Below are 15,486 nucleotides of genomic sequence, written 5' to 3' on the forward strand. Positions count from 1 at the left end.
GCACTTGCCTGAAAATCCTAACGTATTCGTGGAGGAAGCACAGCGGGAAATCCGTCCGAAGTCTTGGCAACCCAGCGCACCGCCTCTTGGCTACCTGCGGTGATTGCGAGTTGCATGTGAGCCATCACGACCAACGCGTTGCTTTGTTTGACCACAACTTCAACGAGTTCAAGCGGGAAGCCCGTTCGCAACCGATGAAGCGCGTGTGCACCCGCGTGGACAAACGAGTTGAGTGCCGCCCAAGAGTATTTCTTGAACTCCAAAAACACCCGCAGTGGCTCGGCTGCTTGCTTCACTGCTTCAAGATCGATCAGCATCTTGGATAGCATGGGCAAACGAGCCGCTAGTGATTCACTTGTCGGTGTCAGCTCTTCTTGTAAGCAGGCCACCTCGGTATCGCTTGCGCAGTAAAGGACCCACACGGCGCGCACCAGCGCTTCGAACTGCGCTCGATGAACGACCAAGGTGGACGGCTCAGAACCGACTACGAGTAAGCAGCGACTCGCAACAGCGTGCTCAATCGAAAGCAGGCATAGCGCGCGACAAACTTGCAGTCGATCACTTTGATCAAACGGCGGAGCCGCTGTAATGGGCGCCAACGCTTCCAATAGCTCATCAGAACCTTCAAAGAGCTTCTGAACCCGCTCAGACATCATGTTTCCCCAAGCATCGGATCAGTTGGATCGCATCTTGGCTCATCAACAATCCCCTCCTTCGATGTTTGTCGATGCCGTAAAAATTTTCAGCTGTCTCTCTTTCCCTTGGATCTTGCCGTAATGGCGTCAGCGGCGAAAGAGCGTGATGACCGAACTCAAGCTTAGCGCCATATCTTTTGCAAGATCAGGCGCACTGGTGCCCTATGCCAACAGCCGATGAGAGAGAGGGAGGGCTACGCCCACCCTCTTGCTGCAAGGCTGGTGTGCTGACGCCCGCCGATCACCAGGTGGTCCAGCACCCGGATGTCGAGGAGGCCCAGAGCCTGCTGCAGGCGCTCGGTGACCTTGCGGTCGGCTTCGCTTGGCTCCGGATTGCCGCTTGGGTGATTGTGGAAAAGGATGACGGCAGCGGCGTTCAAATCCAGGGCGCGCTTGGCGACTACTCGGGGATGAATATCGCAGCCGTCGATAGTGCCGAAGAAGAGATGTTCGGTTGCCAGGATCTGGTGCTTGATGTCCAGGAAGACGACCCCGAAGACTTCGTGCGGCAGGTGAGCGCAGCGGGCAATGAGGTAGTCGCCAGCTTGCTCGGGGCTGTGGATGCGGCCTTGGCGGTGAAGGCGTTGTTCCAGGATGGTGGCTGCTGCGAGCAAGATGCCCTCCTCGTCCATCTGCAGTTGGTATTGGGCCTTGATGTCTTGGGTGCGCTTCATCGGTTCTTCTCCACCAGCGCGTTGTGCGCCTCGTGGGAACCGACAGGCGGAGCGTTCGGCCCTACCGCACCCGAGAGCGAGCACCGCGCAAGCGGCGCACAGCGAAGGGCCGCAACAAAGCGCCAGCGACGAGAAGGAGGCCTGTCCTTGCGGTCGGGACAGCGAAGCTAAGGTCCCTTTCAGAGGCCCAGCACTGGTGGAGATAAAAACCGTTTAGACCCATCCCAGCTGGCAAATGCCTACCTGAGTGGATAGGAAGCAGCAGGTGTTATCGGCCATTTGGTTGATAGATGAAAGCATCGTGCCCGACCGGGACTTCCCCTTTGCGCATTGGCGTGCGTATCTGACGCAAACTGGTCCGCGTGGATACGATTCGGGCCTACCGCCCTCACTACTTCGACGCATGCATGGCTGTCTTCGATGTCAACGTGCCGGCGTTGGAAAGCTCATCTTGACCGAGGTTGTGATGCCACGCTCGATCAGGAGATAAGACATTCGGGGACTTTCAAACTTCAAAGACGCAGCGAGCTTGGATTGGTCAAAATTTTGCTTCGCGCGGCGTAGCTGCTAGGACATTGAAGCAGGCACCCACGATGAAATCGACCTGAGAACGAGCCTGCCCAGGCATAATGCGCAAACTGAGCAAAAGGAGTTGTGCGTGCCGACATACATGGTGAGTTTCGAGTGCAAGAGTAGCGACAAGGACTACACAGGGTTCTTCTCAAAGATCAAAGAAATTGGCCACCCTTGGTCTAACGATGTGGGTTCGACCTGGCTCATCGGCCATCTGGGTAACGCCAGCACCATACGCGACATATTAAAGCGGCACCTTGATAAAGAAGATCGTCTTCTGGTGGCCAAGCTGGCAAGGAAGGACGCCGCGTGGTCCGGCTTTTCAACGATGAGTTCCGAATGGCTGATGCGACACCTGAGCTAGACCGCGACCTCGTCGATTCGAACCTGGCTAGGAAAATACCCACAGTCCAGCCCGTCTTTCGCCGACAGTGCTTTGAGCCATTTTCCGCCATGATGACGTGTCGCCAGGGCGGGTCCTGGCGGTCGGTTGTCTGACGATGGTGTCAGACAAGCAGAGGCGTATAGCACCATCAAGGAGGATCAGTCTTGGGCGTTACCGCTATTCGGCACGTGGGCGATTACTTGCTCACGGCTCATATCATCCCGTCTGACGGGAAGTTCCTGCCGGAGCTCCTGATTTCCAAGCACGGGGGCATCACGCTTCACCGCTGTCCAGTCCCCGGTGTTGCCTTCCCTGATAGAAGTGCTGCGTATGACTACGCCAAACACTGGATGGCCGCGTGCTATGTGTCGAGCACAGGCTCGGTAAGCGCAACCTAACCACCGCCTGACCTCAATCCTCGCCTTCTGCGTCTGTTAGCCCATGCCAAGCCAAAATCTCGTCGATGCGTCGTTCGACGAACTCAGCATCTTTCGACGTAAGTGCCTTCGCCTCAATGACCTGCGCCATGCCCACAAACGCGCGCAAGAAATGGCGGCGGTCAGGACTCGACGCCCTTAGTGCCGGCACCGCATCGTCCAAGTGATCAAGGTGGGTTCGCAACTCGGCTCTGTCCATAACCCAGAGTATCGGCAGCACTGTCGCATCGTCTGAGACACATGGCTGCGTCCTCAAGCGACCGAAGCTCGGTGTCTCGCTTCTCAAATCCCTGCAGCCACCAACGTGAAGAGCTTTCCACCTAATGAGAACCACCAGCACGCCGAACTGTCGAAACCAGAAGGGGTGCTTAGTTAGCACCCTCTCTGGATTTTCAAGCCGCCTCAACTGCCCTTTTTATGTTTGTGAGGTTTGAGATCAGGTGTATTACCGGGCGTTTCTTTGTTGTCCCGTCGACGTTGATCCGGCTTCCCGGTTGATGGGGCGATCGGCTTCGGGCCAGGCTTAATCGGCATAATTGACTCCTACAGGAAGGGGTCCAGCTGAATTAATTTGCACCGCCACCTTGCTCCTGTCAACTCAAAAGAATCTAAAATATATCTTATTTATTCTAAGTTCACTTGCGGAAATCTGCCCAGCCGGACGTTACTTCTAAACAGCCTGATTCACTTCAATTTTGCATAGCGGAAGCGAGCCGGAGAGATACAAGCGTTCTCTACTGCCCTCATGCCTATACTCGTTTACTCGGACAAAGGCCTCGCACAGCGAGGCCTTTTCAAATTCAACCTGGATATTTGGGAAACTTCTCATCTGGATGCTTGGCTTTCCACTCTTTGTAAGACGCGCTTCCCTGCCAAATGGTGAAGGCCTTGGGCGGGCGGCCACGCCCTGACCACGTTTCTTGGTTGTGTGGCAGCCAATACTTGGGCGCTACTTCCTTTCTTGTGGAAGCAGCCTTTTTCGGCTTGGCGACATCAGCGCCGATCAGAGCCGCAATCTCCGACTTCTGCTTTAAACTGAAATGCTCGGTGTATTCGTCGAGCAGCTTGACGATCTCCAAATAGGCTTCGGACGACTGCTGCTGGCGTAGCTGAGCTTCCTGCTCTTCCAACTTCCGAATTTCTTCTGCCAATTTTTCCTTGGCAGCGGCAAGGGCACTCAAAGACGCGGTTTTCATTCGAAATTTATCAAGTCAATTGATTAGTAAATTATTAGCGAAAAGTCGAGCCCAGTAAAGCCCTTTTCCGATCACCAAGCTCAGCTTGCGCTCTCGATAATTAAAATTTTTACGCAAGCCTTACGCCGGTTGACACTTTTTCTAGGCGAAATGACATTACATGCCCGTCGTCGCTGAGACATCTAATATATAAAGCCAGCGACTTGACATGCTCCATTATTCGATTACAAAAAGCAAGCAGCCCTCATCGACAAAAAGCATATGAAAGTTGAACAATTTTGGAATAAAGCCTTTCTCGCAGCACTCACCCGCCTACCTGCTGAAGAGGCCAAAGCAGAAGCCGACAAAGCAACCGAACTATGTATTAGACGGTGGCAGAGCAATACCCAATGCTGGATGCCGTCTCATATCCATCGGTGGCAAAATTTTAAAATATCAGCCATGCCCCCTACAACTCAAGGCGAGGAGCGCAAGAGGCCATCTAAAAGATCGTTTGTGCTCCCAAAAAATTGGCAACTTGCTCTTTTAAAACTTCGAGGTTTGAGCTTACGCTCACGACACTTCCAGTAGCCGGATGCAAAACCCACAAATTCTCCTCGGGCTGGAACTTACTTTCAGCCACCCCCGCAGCACCCCATGCAATAACAAAAGCTATTTTAACAGGATATCCCGGGTTCCAATTTTGGACTAAATTGCTTCCTGTCGGCCAAGCCGACTTCGGTGTAGAAGCCCCCCAATTTTTTTCATTCTGCAGTCCATTTTCTCGCATAAATGATTGCAAGCCGTCTGTCCCAGATACAGAACTACACATGCCAAGCAGTGGCGTGTGGACGTCTTTAAAGTAACTGAACCATGATAATTTTTCACTCTTAAGTGAAAGATCTATAAGCTGCACAATCGCCATAAGCCATCTCCCTGGGTGTTATTTTTATCAGCCAACCATACCCACCGCATCTAAATTAAAAATACCCTTGCAATAACTAGGCAGCGTTACGCCAAGTGTAAATCGACCCAAGGTCGCCACACGATCCGGGAGTGTCCGCCGATCAATATAAAATTTCTCTAACACCCCCTGCCCTCGCGCATGACCGGTGATTGCGGAGATGGCTGAAGCCGACACCCCCGCCTCATCCAAACGCGACGCAATGGTGTGGCGAAAGCCATGAAATCCTTGCCCCTTAGCTGTGATCCCTTGACGTTTAATGTAGACCGAAAACTGTCGGCTCAACTGTCGACCAAAGCCCAGTCCGGTGCTATTGGGTAGATGCGGGAAGATTTGCGTGTGTCCCGCTTGGCGGACCTCGTCGATGTAGACCAGAAAACCGGCATCGATGACCGGCTTGGCCAACGGCACAAAACGGCGACTGTTCTTGTTCTTGACGCTCTGCCCCTTCCCACCCTGTCGCACGAAGAAGCCCGGCACACCATCGATCGTGTCGATGTCCTCCACCCGAAGCTGCGCGATCTCATTCACCCGTGCCCCTGAGTAAAGCCCAAGCATCGGGCCAAACCATCTGTGCGGATACTTTTTGGCCCAAGTAGGGAAGGCCACCGGATCGAAGATGGCATTCAACTCAGCATCGGTGAAGGGCTCACCCGTGTCGTCTGCATCGGGTGTCGAGATCGCCCGGATACCCGCCAACGGATTGCTCGCCAGAAGCCCTGCTGCCGCCAGCGACACCAAGAACACCGACAAGCGCTGTCGATGCTTGGCAACCGTCCAGGCGGCAGGCTCGGGAACTTGATTGGCTTGGGCAAGCGTCACTACATCCATGACGGCAAGGCCCCTGTAGGGCGCGCGCTTGGTCGCATTCGACGGCCACCACCGCACGACATCGAAAAATGCGCGCACATGGTCTGCCGTCAATTCGGACACCGCCAGGTCTTGTCCTACGGCGCCCGCAAACAAGCGCAGCGAGTGGCGACTTTCAAGCACTGTCTTGCTGTGGAGCTTGGCGCGACCCAAGTCCCCCAAGTGATCAGCAATCGCTTTGGACAACAGCGGGCCAGACGCCTTGGCCTTCCCGGTGCGCCAACCGCTTGGCTTGGCGGGCGGGACAACCTCGGCGGCAGGCTCGCGCAACAACTCAGCAAACAGCGCTGCGTCTTCAGGGGTATCGATCTGGGCCTTGCCCAGCCGCGTGCCGTTAGGCAGCGTCACATCGGTCAATGTGAGTTCGCGCAGTCCTTGTTCTCGAATGCGGCGCAGCACTTCGTCCAGATCCACCGGCTTCCCCTGCCTCAATGCTTGGAACGCGTTCGATAGTGCCATCCCCATATAGGCAGACACCAGACGCGCAGCGTCGCCGGGGCGAAGATTGAGAGGACGAACAAGAAAACGCGAGCCGACTTGCCCCCGCAAATCAACAGGAACCAAGAAGCGCACATAGAGGCCTGAAGGCCGATGCAGCAAGAGGGGTTTTGGCAAAACGATACCTCAAACGATACCTTGGGAGGTCGTTCGAGGCGGTCTTCAGTCAGGCGAAATAGTCCGCACGGTCAACAACTTAGCATTGAACTTCGCAAGACTGGAGCGGGCGAAGGGAATCGAACCCTCGTCAGTAGCTTGGGAAGCTACAGCTCTACCATTGAGCTACGCCCGCTTGGCGTGGGGAGAGTTTAGGCGGGTGCAGGTGTCGGGCGCAATGCGCAGACGTGACGAAGGCCGGCTGCCCGGCCCTCGTCTCTTACCTCAGTGCTACCAAGCCAGTCGGCGCAATCAGAAATTGCCGCTGAAGTTCACGAACAAGGTGGCATCGCGGGCGCTGCGCTGAGCAGTGGTGGTGCTCAGGCCCACGTTGCTCTGCAAGCCCCACAGGCCGGTACGCGCGCCCAGCACCACGGTGGCGTAGTTGCGGTCGAAGTTCTGGCCCGGCACGGTGTACATGCCCACTTCCGGCATCGACTGCAGCCAGGCGCTGGCTTCGCCGCCGTCCTTGAACTCGTGGTCGTAGGTCGCCTGCACGTACGGCTTGACCGCCGCGCCATCCAGGCGCACCTGGAAGCCGATGCGGCCGACCAGCGAGTCGATATCCTGGTCGGCATACCCCAGTGCGGTGGAGCTCTCGTTGCTTTCGGTGTAGCCGTCGAGCTTGAGCTTCTGCCAGGTCAGGCCGACCACCGGGCCGTACTTGACGTTGCCTTCGCCCAGCGAATAGCCGGCGTTGACGGCGGCGGTCAGGTTGCTGCCGTCCGGCGAGCCGCTGTGCACGCGCGTGGCTGGCCCGAGCTGCACTTCGCGGTCGACGTCGTAGCTCAGCCAGCTGTAGCTGACCTGCGCGTTGACCCACACCGGACCGGTGTACCAGCCGAAGAAGCCACCCAGGGTGGTGTCGTCCTGCTTGAAGCTGCCGTTACGGTTGCCAAAGTCGGCGTCCATGCGGCCGAAGCCGGCAAAGCCGCCGAACACCATGTCGCCAGCGCTCCAATCCACGCCGAACAGGCCGGCCGGCGCCATGCCGTCATACAGATCGGCGTGGTCGTAGCGCTGCATGTCGCCACGCACGCTGCCCCACCAGCGCAGACCATCCGCGTCCGGCTTGCCGTCCAGATGCCAAGCCACCTGGTCGGCACGCGCGCGGCCGCCGGCCTGCGCCGAATGGGTCAGCACCTGCTGCAGACGCGGCGCTTCCAGCAGCGAGATCGCGTACTGGCCCAGGATCTGATGGACCGCGGTGGTCGGGTGGATGCCGTCGGCGAACACATAGGTGTTCTGCGCGTTGGCCGCGACCAGGCTGGTCGGGTTGCACGCAGGCAGCGGCACGGCCGGGTTGCAGGCGGTGTTGGTGACGTTGGTGAAGCCGAAGGTGCCCGGTGCGGCGACGATTTCCTGCAGCATGTGGAAGGTGTCGACCGGGATCACACGCAGGCCGGCCGACTGCAGGCCGTTGAACAGCGCGGTGTTGTATGCGGTCGCAGCGCCAGTGCCCTGGGCCATTGCGACGGCGCCGCCAGCGCGGAAGCGCGGGGTGATACCGACGTCCGGAATGGTCGGCACCATGACGTAACGCGCGCCGGCATTCTGCAAGGTCGCCACGGCGCCGACCTGAGCGGTCACCGCGCTGCCGATGATGGCCTGCGCCTGTGCCGGCGCGGCGGCGGCGGCGAGCAGATCGTTGGCACCGCCCCACACGGTGTAGAGCGCATTCGGGTTGGCGCGGCCGCCGTTGGCGGTGAGGTAGGTGTTGATCTGGCTGGTCACCGACGGGGCGGCGCCGAGCGCGCTGACCGAACTGGCCTGGATGCGTGCGCCACCGGCAGCGTAGTTGTCGCCGGTCTGGCCATTGCCGTTGGGCGCAGCGTTGGTGCCGAAGTGGTCGCCGACATACTCGGCCCACACCCAACCCGGGTTGGTGGTGAACTTGCCGGTGACTGCGCGCGAGGCGGCCGGCAGCAGCGGGTTGTAGTAGCCGCTGTCGGTGAGGCTGTCGCCGAAGAAGACGGTCTGGTCGAAGGCCGACTCGGCCATGGCCGGGGTGGCCGCGATAGCGATGGCAACGGCCATCAGGGAGCGGATCGGGCGAAGTGTTGAAGCCATGGGAGTGCCTGCTTGAAAGTGGATGGGACCGGACCGGGCTGCATACGTACGCCGGCGAATGGCAATGGTTTCACCCTCGCCGCCTGCGCTCACGCTGCACCGCCGCATAACGCAAAAACGCGCGCCCTGACGGCGCGCGATGCCACAATGATGACATGAACATTCAACTCAACGGCAGCCCGCGCACGCTTCCCGATCACCTGCCGCTTGCGGCCCTGCTGGACCAGGAGGGCTTGGCACAGCGACGTGTGGCAGTGGAGGTCAATGGCGAAATCGTGTCGCGCGGACGGCATGCCGAACATGCGTTGCGCGAGGGCGATGTGGTGGAGATCGTGCACGCCTTGGGTGGCGGTTGACCTCCAGGTCAACCGCCTTGCACATGCCACTTTTCACGCTCACTGTCCGCTACGAGCTCGGCTGGTTCTCAACCCAGCTCACCGCGCCGAACGCACAAGCGGGCGTGGTGCAGTTTTTCGACAAGACCTACCCGTCGATTCGTGAGGATGCCTTCGGGGCATTGGCGCCCGATGTCAGAGCGGCGGACCTTGTTCTTTTTATTCCGATGGAAGGGCTCACCAACGTCTGGGCAGCAACAGCCGGGAGCCACGGCAAGTACGTCGAAGTCGTGTGTTGCAGGACCATCGGTGACAATTGAGCGTGACGACTCACTCACGTGGCAGCAAACGCACCCACGCGTGATGGGTGATAATTGCCGGATGACGAATCCCGCCCCCTCTGATGCGCTAGTCATCGCCGGCAAACGCTACCGTTCGCGCCTGCTGACCGGCACCGGAAAGTTCAAGGATCTGGACGAAACCCGCCTGGCCACCGAGGCCGCTGCCGCCGAGATCGTGACCGTGGCGATCCGCCGCGTGAACATCGGCCAGGACCCGAATGCGCCCAGCCTGCTCGACGTGCTGCCGCCTGATCGCTACACGCTGTTGCCCAACACCGCCGGCTGCTACACCGCCGAAGACGCGGTGCGCACCTGCCGGCTGGCCCGCGAGCTGCTCGACGGCCACAACCTCACCAAGCTGGAAGTGCTGGGCGACGCGCGCACGCTGTACCCGGACGTGGTGCAGACGCTCAAGGCCGCCGAGCAATTGGTGGCCGATGGCTTCGAGGTGATGGTCTATACCTCCGACGACCCGATCCTGGCCAAGCGCCTGGAAGAGATCGGTTGCGTGGCGGTGATGCCGCTGGCGGCGCCGATCGGCTCGGGCCTGGGCATTCAAAACAAGTACAACCTGCTGGAAATCATCGAAAACGCCAAGGTGCCGATCATTGTCGATGCCGGCGTGGGCACGGCATCGGACGCGGCGATTGCGATGGAGCTGGGCTGCGACGGCGTGTTGATGAATACCGCCATTGCCGGTGCGCGCGATCCGATCCTGATGGCCAGCGCGATGCGCAAGGCGATCGAGGCCGGGCGCGAGGCGTTTCTGGCAGGGCGGATTCCGCGCAAGCGCTACGCCTCGGCGTCGAGCCCGGTCGATGGTGTGATCGGATGAGTGGGTGTGCTGCGTTGATATTGCAGTCGATGCGCAGTGATTGGCCGTGTGACGTTCCGGATGTTGCCGCTGCTAAATCGCGCGTTGCTGCGAGTGCCCTCGGCACGCCGTACCCTCACCCCAACCCCCGCTCCGCGCCCCGGCCCGCGCCTGCGTCGCGGGCGCTCCTATGCACGCGCGCCTACGGCGCGCAAGCTGTGCCTCCTCGCCCCGACGGGAGAGGGGCTTTTGTTTTCCGATGTGACTGACATTTCATGACCGACCCGTTTACCAGCGACGGCGCCAAGATGCCGCCCAAGCCCTTCACCATCGAAGAAGGGCGCCGCCAGGTGCGTAGCTTCGTGCTGCGCCAGGGCCGCTTCACGCCCGCGCAGCAGCGCGCCTTCGACGAGTTGTGGCCGCGCTTCGGGCTGGATTACACCGGGGAGCGTCGCGACCTGGATGCCGCGTTCGGCCGTCCCGCGCCCAAGGTGCTGGAAATCGGCTTCGGCAACGGCGCCGCGTTGCGCTTTGCCGCGCAGCACGACCCCAGCCGCGACTACATCGGTATCGAAGTGCATGCGCCAGGCGTCGGCCGGCTGCTCAATGCGCTGCACGATGACGGCGGCACGCATGTGCGTCTGTATCACCACGATGCGGTGGAAGTGCTCGAGCACGAGATTGCCGATGGCGCGCTGGATGAAGTGCGCATCTACTTCCCCGATCCGTGGCACAAAAAACGCCACAACAAGCGTCGCCTGATCCAGCCGGCCTTCGCACAATTATTGGTGCGCAAGCTGCGAGAGGGCGGCCGTTTGCATGCCGCCACCGATTGGGCCGACTACGCCGAACAGATGTGGGACGTCCTCGATGCCACACCGGGTCTGGTCAACCGCGCGGGTCCGCGCGGCCACGTCGAACGCCCCGCCTGGCGCCCGCAAACCCACTTCGAAACCCGCGGTCAGAAACTCGGCCACGGCGTCTGGGATCTGCTCTACGACCGGGAATCGGGAATAGGGAATGGGGAATCGCCAGGGCACACGCCAGCGGCGCCCGGATAACTTGCCAGCGTCAGCGCCTCCGCTTTTTCCATTCCCCATTCCCGACTCCCCATTCCCGGCCCCCAATGGATACCGCGCTGACACTGACCAACGATATGAAGCTCGTCCTCGGGCTGGTCGGTTTCACGATGGCGATGTTTCTGTTCGAGCGCATCCGCGCCGATGTGGTGGCCTTGATCGTGCTGGTGGTGCTGGGCGTCACCGGGCTGGTGGCGCCGGAAGAACTGTTCGGCGGCTTTTCCGGTAATGCGGTGATGAGCATCATCGCCACCACCATTCTTGGCGCGGGGCTGGAACGCACCGGCGCCTTGAACCGGTTGGCGACCTGGCTGCTGCGGCGTTCGCACGGCAGCGAGCAGCGCTTGATGATGATGACGCTGGCCATCTCCGGCTTGAACTCATCGTTCATGCAGAACCCCTCGGTGATGGCCTTGTATCTGCCGGTGGCTTCGCGGTTGGCGGCGCGCACCGGGCTGACCCTGCAACGCATGTTGTTGCCCATCGCTGCAGCCATCGTGATGGGCGGCGCGCTCACCATGGTGGGCAATTCGCCGTTGATTCTGCTCAACGATCTGTTGGTCTCGGCCAACAACAACCTGCCCTCGGGCATGGCCAGCATCGAGCCGTTGACGATGTTCGCGCCCTTGCCGATCGGCCTGGCCTTGCTGGTCGCCGCATTGCTGTACTTCCGCTTCTACGGCGATCGCAAGCTGATCGAAGAGGAACGCCTGATCAACGAAGGCGTCACGCCGTCGCGCACCGAAAGCTATTTCGCCAAGACCTACGGCATCGATGGCGACGTGTTCGAGCTCACCGTGACCGCCGAGAGCCCATTGGTCGGCATGACCCTGGGCGAAGCCGAAGCCATTCACGACGCGCCGCTGTTGCTTGCCTTGAAGACCGGCAACGACACCCGCCTGGCGCCGCCGGCGGACATGCGCATCTGGGTCGGCAGCGTGCTGGGTGCGATGGGCCAACGCCAGGAGGTCGCCGATTTTGCGCAGAACCACTTCCTGCGCATGTCCTCGCGGCTGCGCAACCTGGGCGATCTGTTCAACCCCAGCCTTGCGGGTATTTCCGAAGCGGTGATTCCGCCCAACTCGCGCCTGATCGGCAAGAGCGCCGGCGAGCTGCGCTTGCGCAAGCAGAGCGGCATCAGCCTGCTGGCGATCAACCGCGACAAGCAGGTGATCCGCGAAGACGTGCGCAACGTGCCGCTGCGTGCCGGCGACATGCTGGTGTTCCACAGCATCTGGCAGGACCTGGCGCAGGCGGCGGAAAGCCGCGACTTCGTACCGGTCACCGACTTTCCCAAGGGCGAGCAGCGTCCGCACAAGTTCAAGATCGCGATGGCGATCTTCGCCTTCACCATCCTGATTGCGCTGACCTCGCGCCTGCCGGTGGCGCTGACGTTGATGACCGGTGTGGCCTGCATGCTGGTCAGCGGCGTGTTGCGCATGGACGAGGCCTATGCCTCGATCAACTGGAAGACCATCTTCATGATGGCCGGCTTGATTCCGCTCGGCTGGGCGATGGACAGCAGCGGCACCGCCGCCTGGGTGGCCGGCCACACCATCGACCGTCTGCCCGAAGGTGTGCCGGTGTGGGCGCTGGAAATCAGCCTGGCGTTGCTGACCACGGCATTTTCGTTGGTGATCAGCCACGTCGGCGCAACCATCGTGATGGTGCCGATCGCGGTCAATCTGGCGCTGGCAGCCAACGGCAACCCCACTGCGTTCGCATTGATCGTGGCGTTGTCGGCGTCCAACAATCTGATGACCGCCTCCAACCCGGTGATCTCGATGGTGGCCGGCCCGGCCAACTATCAACCGCGCGAGTTGTGGCGCGTGGGCGCACCGCTGTCGCTGATCTACATTGTGGTGATGGTGTCGATGATCAATCTGATGTTCTGGTGGGCGGCGCGCTGAGGGACGGCGCGTTGCGGGTTAACGATCTAAGCGCGTGTGCCGGCATCGACTGCCACGCTGCGCACACACCAACCTGCCTGCAATGGCACGTCGTCGATCTGCATCGCAGCAGGCACCGGCCGCGCCCGCTATCGGGCTGCGGCGCGGCCGCGTTGTCGGCCGTTATCCGAGCAGCACGTGCTCGCCGTCGATGCGTACCGGCACTGCCACCAACGATTGACCACGACAGGGGCCGCTGATGCATTCGCCCGCGACGAGCTCGAACGCGGCGCCGTGCGCAGCGCAGACCAGATAGCCGTCCTTGGTCTTGAGGAACTGACCCGGCGCCCAATCCAGCCTGCGTCCGGCATGCGGGCAGACGTTCAACCACGCACGCACCTGCGCACCTTCGCGATACAGCACCAGCGACTCCAGGCCGTCTTCCCACGCTGCTTCCACTTCCAGAAATCCGGCATCAGGAATCTGCGCCAAGCTGGCGAGCGTGGTCGGTGAGGACGATGGCATGGGCAACGACTGCGCAAGAACGATCACCGATTGTGGCATGCGCCCGCACCGCCGCTGCGCGAGGTACAACGCCTTGTCGATGACCGCCCCATCTGCGAGCTGACCAGGTAGCGACGGCGATCCGGGCACGACCGCAGACCCCGTCCAGCACATACAACGTGATGGATTTAACAAAACGCCCATCGAATTAACGAACTTTTCACTCAATGACATGAAACCGCAACGATACTGCGCGCTTGTTTCCTGCCCGGCAGCCCACCGCCATGCCTGCACGCTTCTTCCAATTCGGCAACCTCCATCACCTGTTTGCGCCACGCAAGCCGCGCCACCCGTTGGTGCGCGTTGCGGCGGGTCTCGCCGGCCTGGTGATCCTTGCGGTGCTGATCTTCTTCAGTGTGTTCGTCGGCGCGGCGATGATTCTGGGCGGCGTCGCCTGGAAACTGTTGAGCAAGTCGAACCGACGCACCACGCAGCAAGCGCGCGTGGTCGAGGCCGAATACCGCGTGGTGCGCAAACCCGCGCTGCCGATGTCGCACTGAGCGCGTCGCGCTCGTGCGGCACACCCGACGCACCTCGCAGCGGGTTCTACATCGTCGACACATTCAATCGGCATGCCTGCAAGCATGCCGATGTGCGTTTTGGGTCGCCGATCGGCCGACGATATTGAGCTGCGAACGGGTGCCCTGCCGCTCACTTCAGCACTGAAGGTTCCGTCGTACACGGCCAAGCGGCTAGACTCACGTGTCCCGTTCCGAGGATGCGTGCATGACTGACGATGTGATTCCCGCTGCCGATGTTCCGCGCATTCCGGTGGTGGGTGGCGGCAACTTTCCGGTGCACCGCATCTACTGCGTGGGCCGTAACTTTGCCGATCACGCGCGCGAGATGGGCGCCACCGCGCCAGCGTCCAAGGCCGAGCGTGGCCAGCCAACCTTTTTCATGAAGCCTGCCGACGCCATCGTGGTTGGTCACGGCGACCAGATCCCCTACCCGCCCGGCACCAAGGAGCTGCACCACGAAGTGGAGCTGGTGGTGGCGCTGGGGAGCGATGCACCAGCTGGTGAGTTGCCCGTGGATCAAGCCGAAGGCCTGATCTATGGCTATGGCGTGGGTCTGGATCTGACCCGTCGCGATCTGCAGGCCGCGGCCAAGGCCAAGGGCCTGCCGTGGGACACCGCCAAGGGCTTCGATCATTCCGCACCGATCAGCGAGTTGGTGCACGCCGGCGAAGTGGGTGCACTGGATGCGTTGAACCTGTCGCTGGAAGTCAACGGACAGGTACGTCAGCAATCGTTGCTGGATCAGATGATCTGGAACGTGCCGGAAATTCTGCATGAGCTATCCAAGCTGTATGCACTGCGCGCAGGCGATCTGATCTTCATGGGTACACCGGCTGGCGTCGGTCCGTTGCTGCCGGGCGATCAGTTCAGTGCGCGCCTGGAAAATGTGGCCGAACGCCACGGCATCATCGCGGGCTGACATCGGCCGGGCTAGGATCGGCGCAGCGGCAGTCGGTCCGCGTCCGCCTCTGGAGTGCGTTATGGGAATGGTCAGCGAATTCAAGCAATTCGCAATGCGCGGCAACGTCGTCGATCTTGCGGTCGGTGTGGTCATCGGCGCGGCGTTCGGCAAGATCGTCACCGCGCTGGTGGAAAAAATCATCATGCCGCCGATCGGCTGGGCCATCGGCAATGTGGATTTTTCGAGGTTGGCGTGGGTGCTCAAACCCGCCGGCGTCGATGCCACCGGCAAGGACATTCCGGCCGTGGCGATCGGCTATGGCGACTTCATCAACACCGTCGTGCAGTTCGTGATCATTGCCTTCGCGATCTTTCTGGTGGTCAAGCTGATCAATCGCCTCACCCAGCGCAAGCCGGACGCTCCCAAAGGCCCGAGCGAAGAAGTGCTGTTGCTGCGCGAGATTCGCGACTCGCTGAAAAACGACACGCTCAAGCCGCCGAGCACGCTGTAAGCGGACACATCCAGCGTGCGCTTCGCGCACAAGG

The 15,486-nt window shown here is 60.6% G+C and carries 17 protein-coding genes and 1 tRNA gene; 9 read left to right on the forward strand and 9 right to left on the reverse strand.

From position 1 onward, the window contains the following. Window positions 1-17: 17 nt before the first annotated feature. On the reverse strand, window positions 18-656 hold the full coding sequence (locus tag ABQU90_RS09380) for a DUF6988 family protein (RefSeq protein WP_323522305.1): 639 nt from the start codon (window positions 654-656) through the stop codon (window positions 18-20). A 233-nt stretch (window positions 657-889) separates the two neighbouring features. After that, window positions 890-1,369, reverse strand: coding sequence for a JAB domain-containing protein (locus tag ABQU90_RS09385; protein ID WP_323522304.1), 480 nt, complete (start codon window positions 1,367-1,369; stop codon window positions 890-892). A 658-nt stretch (window positions 1,370-2,027) separates the two neighbouring features. Between ABQU90_RS09385 and ABQU90_RS09390 the strand changes: the two genes are divergently transcribed. After that, complete coding sequence (locus ABQU90_RS09390; RefSeq protein ID WP_152025525.1) at window positions 2,028-2,306, forward strand: hypothetical protein; 279 nt, start codon at window positions 2,028-2,030, stop codon at window positions 2,304-2,306. Window positions 2,307-2,738: 432 nt separating this feature from the next. Here ABQU90_RS09390 and ABQU90_RS09395 read toward each other — a convergent pair whose 3' ends face one another. The 6 genes from ABQU90_RS09395 to ABQU90_RS09420 all read right to left on the reverse strand — a co-directional run bounded on the left by ABQU90_RS09395 (window position 2,739) and on the right by ABQU90_RS09420 (window position 8,464). Next, window positions 2,739-2,963, reverse strand: coding sequence for a hypothetical protein (locus tag ABQU90_RS09395; RefSeq protein ID WP_043889134.1), 225 nt, complete (start codon window positions 2,961-2,963; stop codon window positions 2,739-2,741). Between the two features lie 601 nt (window positions 2,964-3,564). Further along, on the reverse strand, window positions 3,565-3,960 hold the full coding sequence (locus ABQU90_RS09400; RefSeq protein ID WP_233363314.1) for an H-NS histone family protein: 396 nt from the start codon (window positions 3,958-3,960) through the stop codon (window positions 3,565-3,567). 481 nt (window positions 3,961-4,441) lie between these two features. Beyond that, window positions 4,442-4,864 (reverse strand): hypothetical protein, encoded by a 423-nt coding sequence (locus ABQU90_RS09405; protein WP_323522303.1) that lies wholly within the window; start codon window positions 4,862-4,864, stop codon window positions 4,442-4,444. Between the two features lie 27 nt (window positions 4,865-4,891). After that, on the reverse strand, window positions 4,892-6,238 hold the full coding sequence (locus ABQU90_RS09410) for a tyrosine-type recombinase/integrase (protein WP_323522399.1): 1,347 nt from the start codon (window positions 6,236-6,238) through the stop codon (window positions 4,892-4,894). 251 nt (window positions 6,239-6,489) lie between these two features. Further along, window positions 6,490-6,563 (reverse strand) — tRNA-Gly (locus tag ABQU90_RS09415). A gap of 116 nt (window positions 6,564-6,679) precedes the next feature. Further along, window positions 6,680-8,464 carry an autotransporter outer membrane beta-barrel domain-containing protein gene (locus ABQU90_RS09420; protein WP_323522398.1) on the reverse strand — a complete coding sequence of 595 codons (1,785 nt, stop codon included), beginning with the start codon at window positions 8,462-8,464 and terminating at the stop codon, window positions 6,680-6,682. A 188-nt stretch (window positions 8,465-8,652) separates the two neighbouring features. On the opposite strand from ABQU90_RS09420, the gene thiS reads away from it, so the two are divergent. From thiS to ABQU90_RS09445, 5 genes are all read left to right on the forward strand, one after another. After that, window positions 8,653-8,853 carry a sulfur carrier protein ThiS gene (gene thiS, locus ABQU90_RS09425; protein WP_055848833.1) on the forward strand — a complete coding sequence of 67 codons (201 nt, stop codon included), beginning with the start codon at window positions 8,653-8,655 and terminating at the stop codon, window positions 8,851-8,853. A gap of 17 nt (window positions 8,854-8,870) precedes the next feature. Then, on the forward strand, window positions 8,871-9,152 hold the full coding sequence (locus tag ABQU90_RS09430) for a hypothetical protein (protein WP_153066276.1): 282 nt from the start codon (window positions 8,871-8,873) through the stop codon (window positions 9,150-9,152). Window positions 9,153-9,213: 61 nt separating this feature from the next. Continuing rightward, a complete protein-coding gene (locus tag ABQU90_RS09435) occupies window positions 9,214-10,008 on the forward strand; it encodes a thiazole synthase (protein WP_055848831.1) in 795 nt (264 codons plus the stop codon). A gap of 254 nt (window positions 10,009-10,262) precedes the next feature. Further along, window positions 10,263-11,048 carry a tRNA (guanosine(46)-N7)-methyltransferase TrmB gene (trmB, locus tag ABQU90_RS09440; RefSeq protein ID WP_115513712.1) on the forward strand — a complete coding sequence of 262 codons (786 nt, stop codon included), beginning with the start codon at window positions 10,263-10,265 and terminating at the stop codon, window positions 11,046-11,048. A 65-nt stretch (window positions 11,049-11,113) separates the two neighbouring features. Further along, window positions 11,114-12,976, forward strand: coding sequence for an SLC13 family permease (locus ABQU90_RS09445; protein ID WP_115513713.1), 1,863 nt, complete (start codon window positions 11,114-11,116; stop codon window positions 12,974-12,976). Window positions 12,977-13,138: 162 nt separating this feature from the next. Here ABQU90_RS09445 and ABQU90_RS09450 read toward each other — a convergent pair whose 3' ends face one another. Next, window positions 13,139-13,480, reverse strand: a complete 342-nt coding sequence (locus tag ABQU90_RS09450; RefSeq protein ID WP_323522302.1) for a Rieske (2Fe-2S) protein — start codon at window positions 13,478-13,480, stop codon at window positions 13,139-13,141. Between the two features lie 263 nt (window positions 13,481-13,743). Between ABQU90_RS09450 and ABQU90_RS09455 the strand changes: the two genes are divergently transcribed. From ABQU90_RS09455 to mscL, 3 genes are all read left to right on the forward strand, one after another. Continuing rightward, window positions 13,744-14,019: a hypothetical protein gene (locus ABQU90_RS09455; RefSeq protein WP_323522301.1), complete on the forward strand. Its 276-nt coding sequence runs from the start codon at window positions 13,744-13,746 to the stop codon at window positions 14,017-14,019. A gap of 226 nt (window positions 14,020-14,245) precedes the next feature. Continuing rightward, entirely contained in the window at window positions 14,246-14,959 is a 714-nt protein-coding gene (locus tag ABQU90_RS09460; protein WP_115513714.1) for a fumarylacetoacetate hydrolase family protein, read from the forward strand. Window positions 14,960-15,020: 61 nt separating this feature from the next. Further along, window positions 15,021-15,452 carry a large-conductance mechanosensitive channel protein MscL gene (mscL, locus tag ABQU90_RS09465; protein ID WP_055848817.1) on the forward strand — a complete coding sequence of 144 codons (432 nt, stop codon included), beginning with the start codon at window positions 15,021-15,023 and terminating at the stop codon, window positions 15,450-15,452. Window positions 15,453-15,486 lie beyond the last annotated feature (34 nt).

Origin of the sequence: Xanthomonas sp. WHRI 10207, from assembly GCF_040202975.1 — a bacterium.
In the GTDB taxonomy this organism is placed as follows: domain Bacteria; phylum Pseudomonadota; class Gammaproteobacteria; order Xanthomonadales; family Xanthomonadaceae; genus Xanthomonas.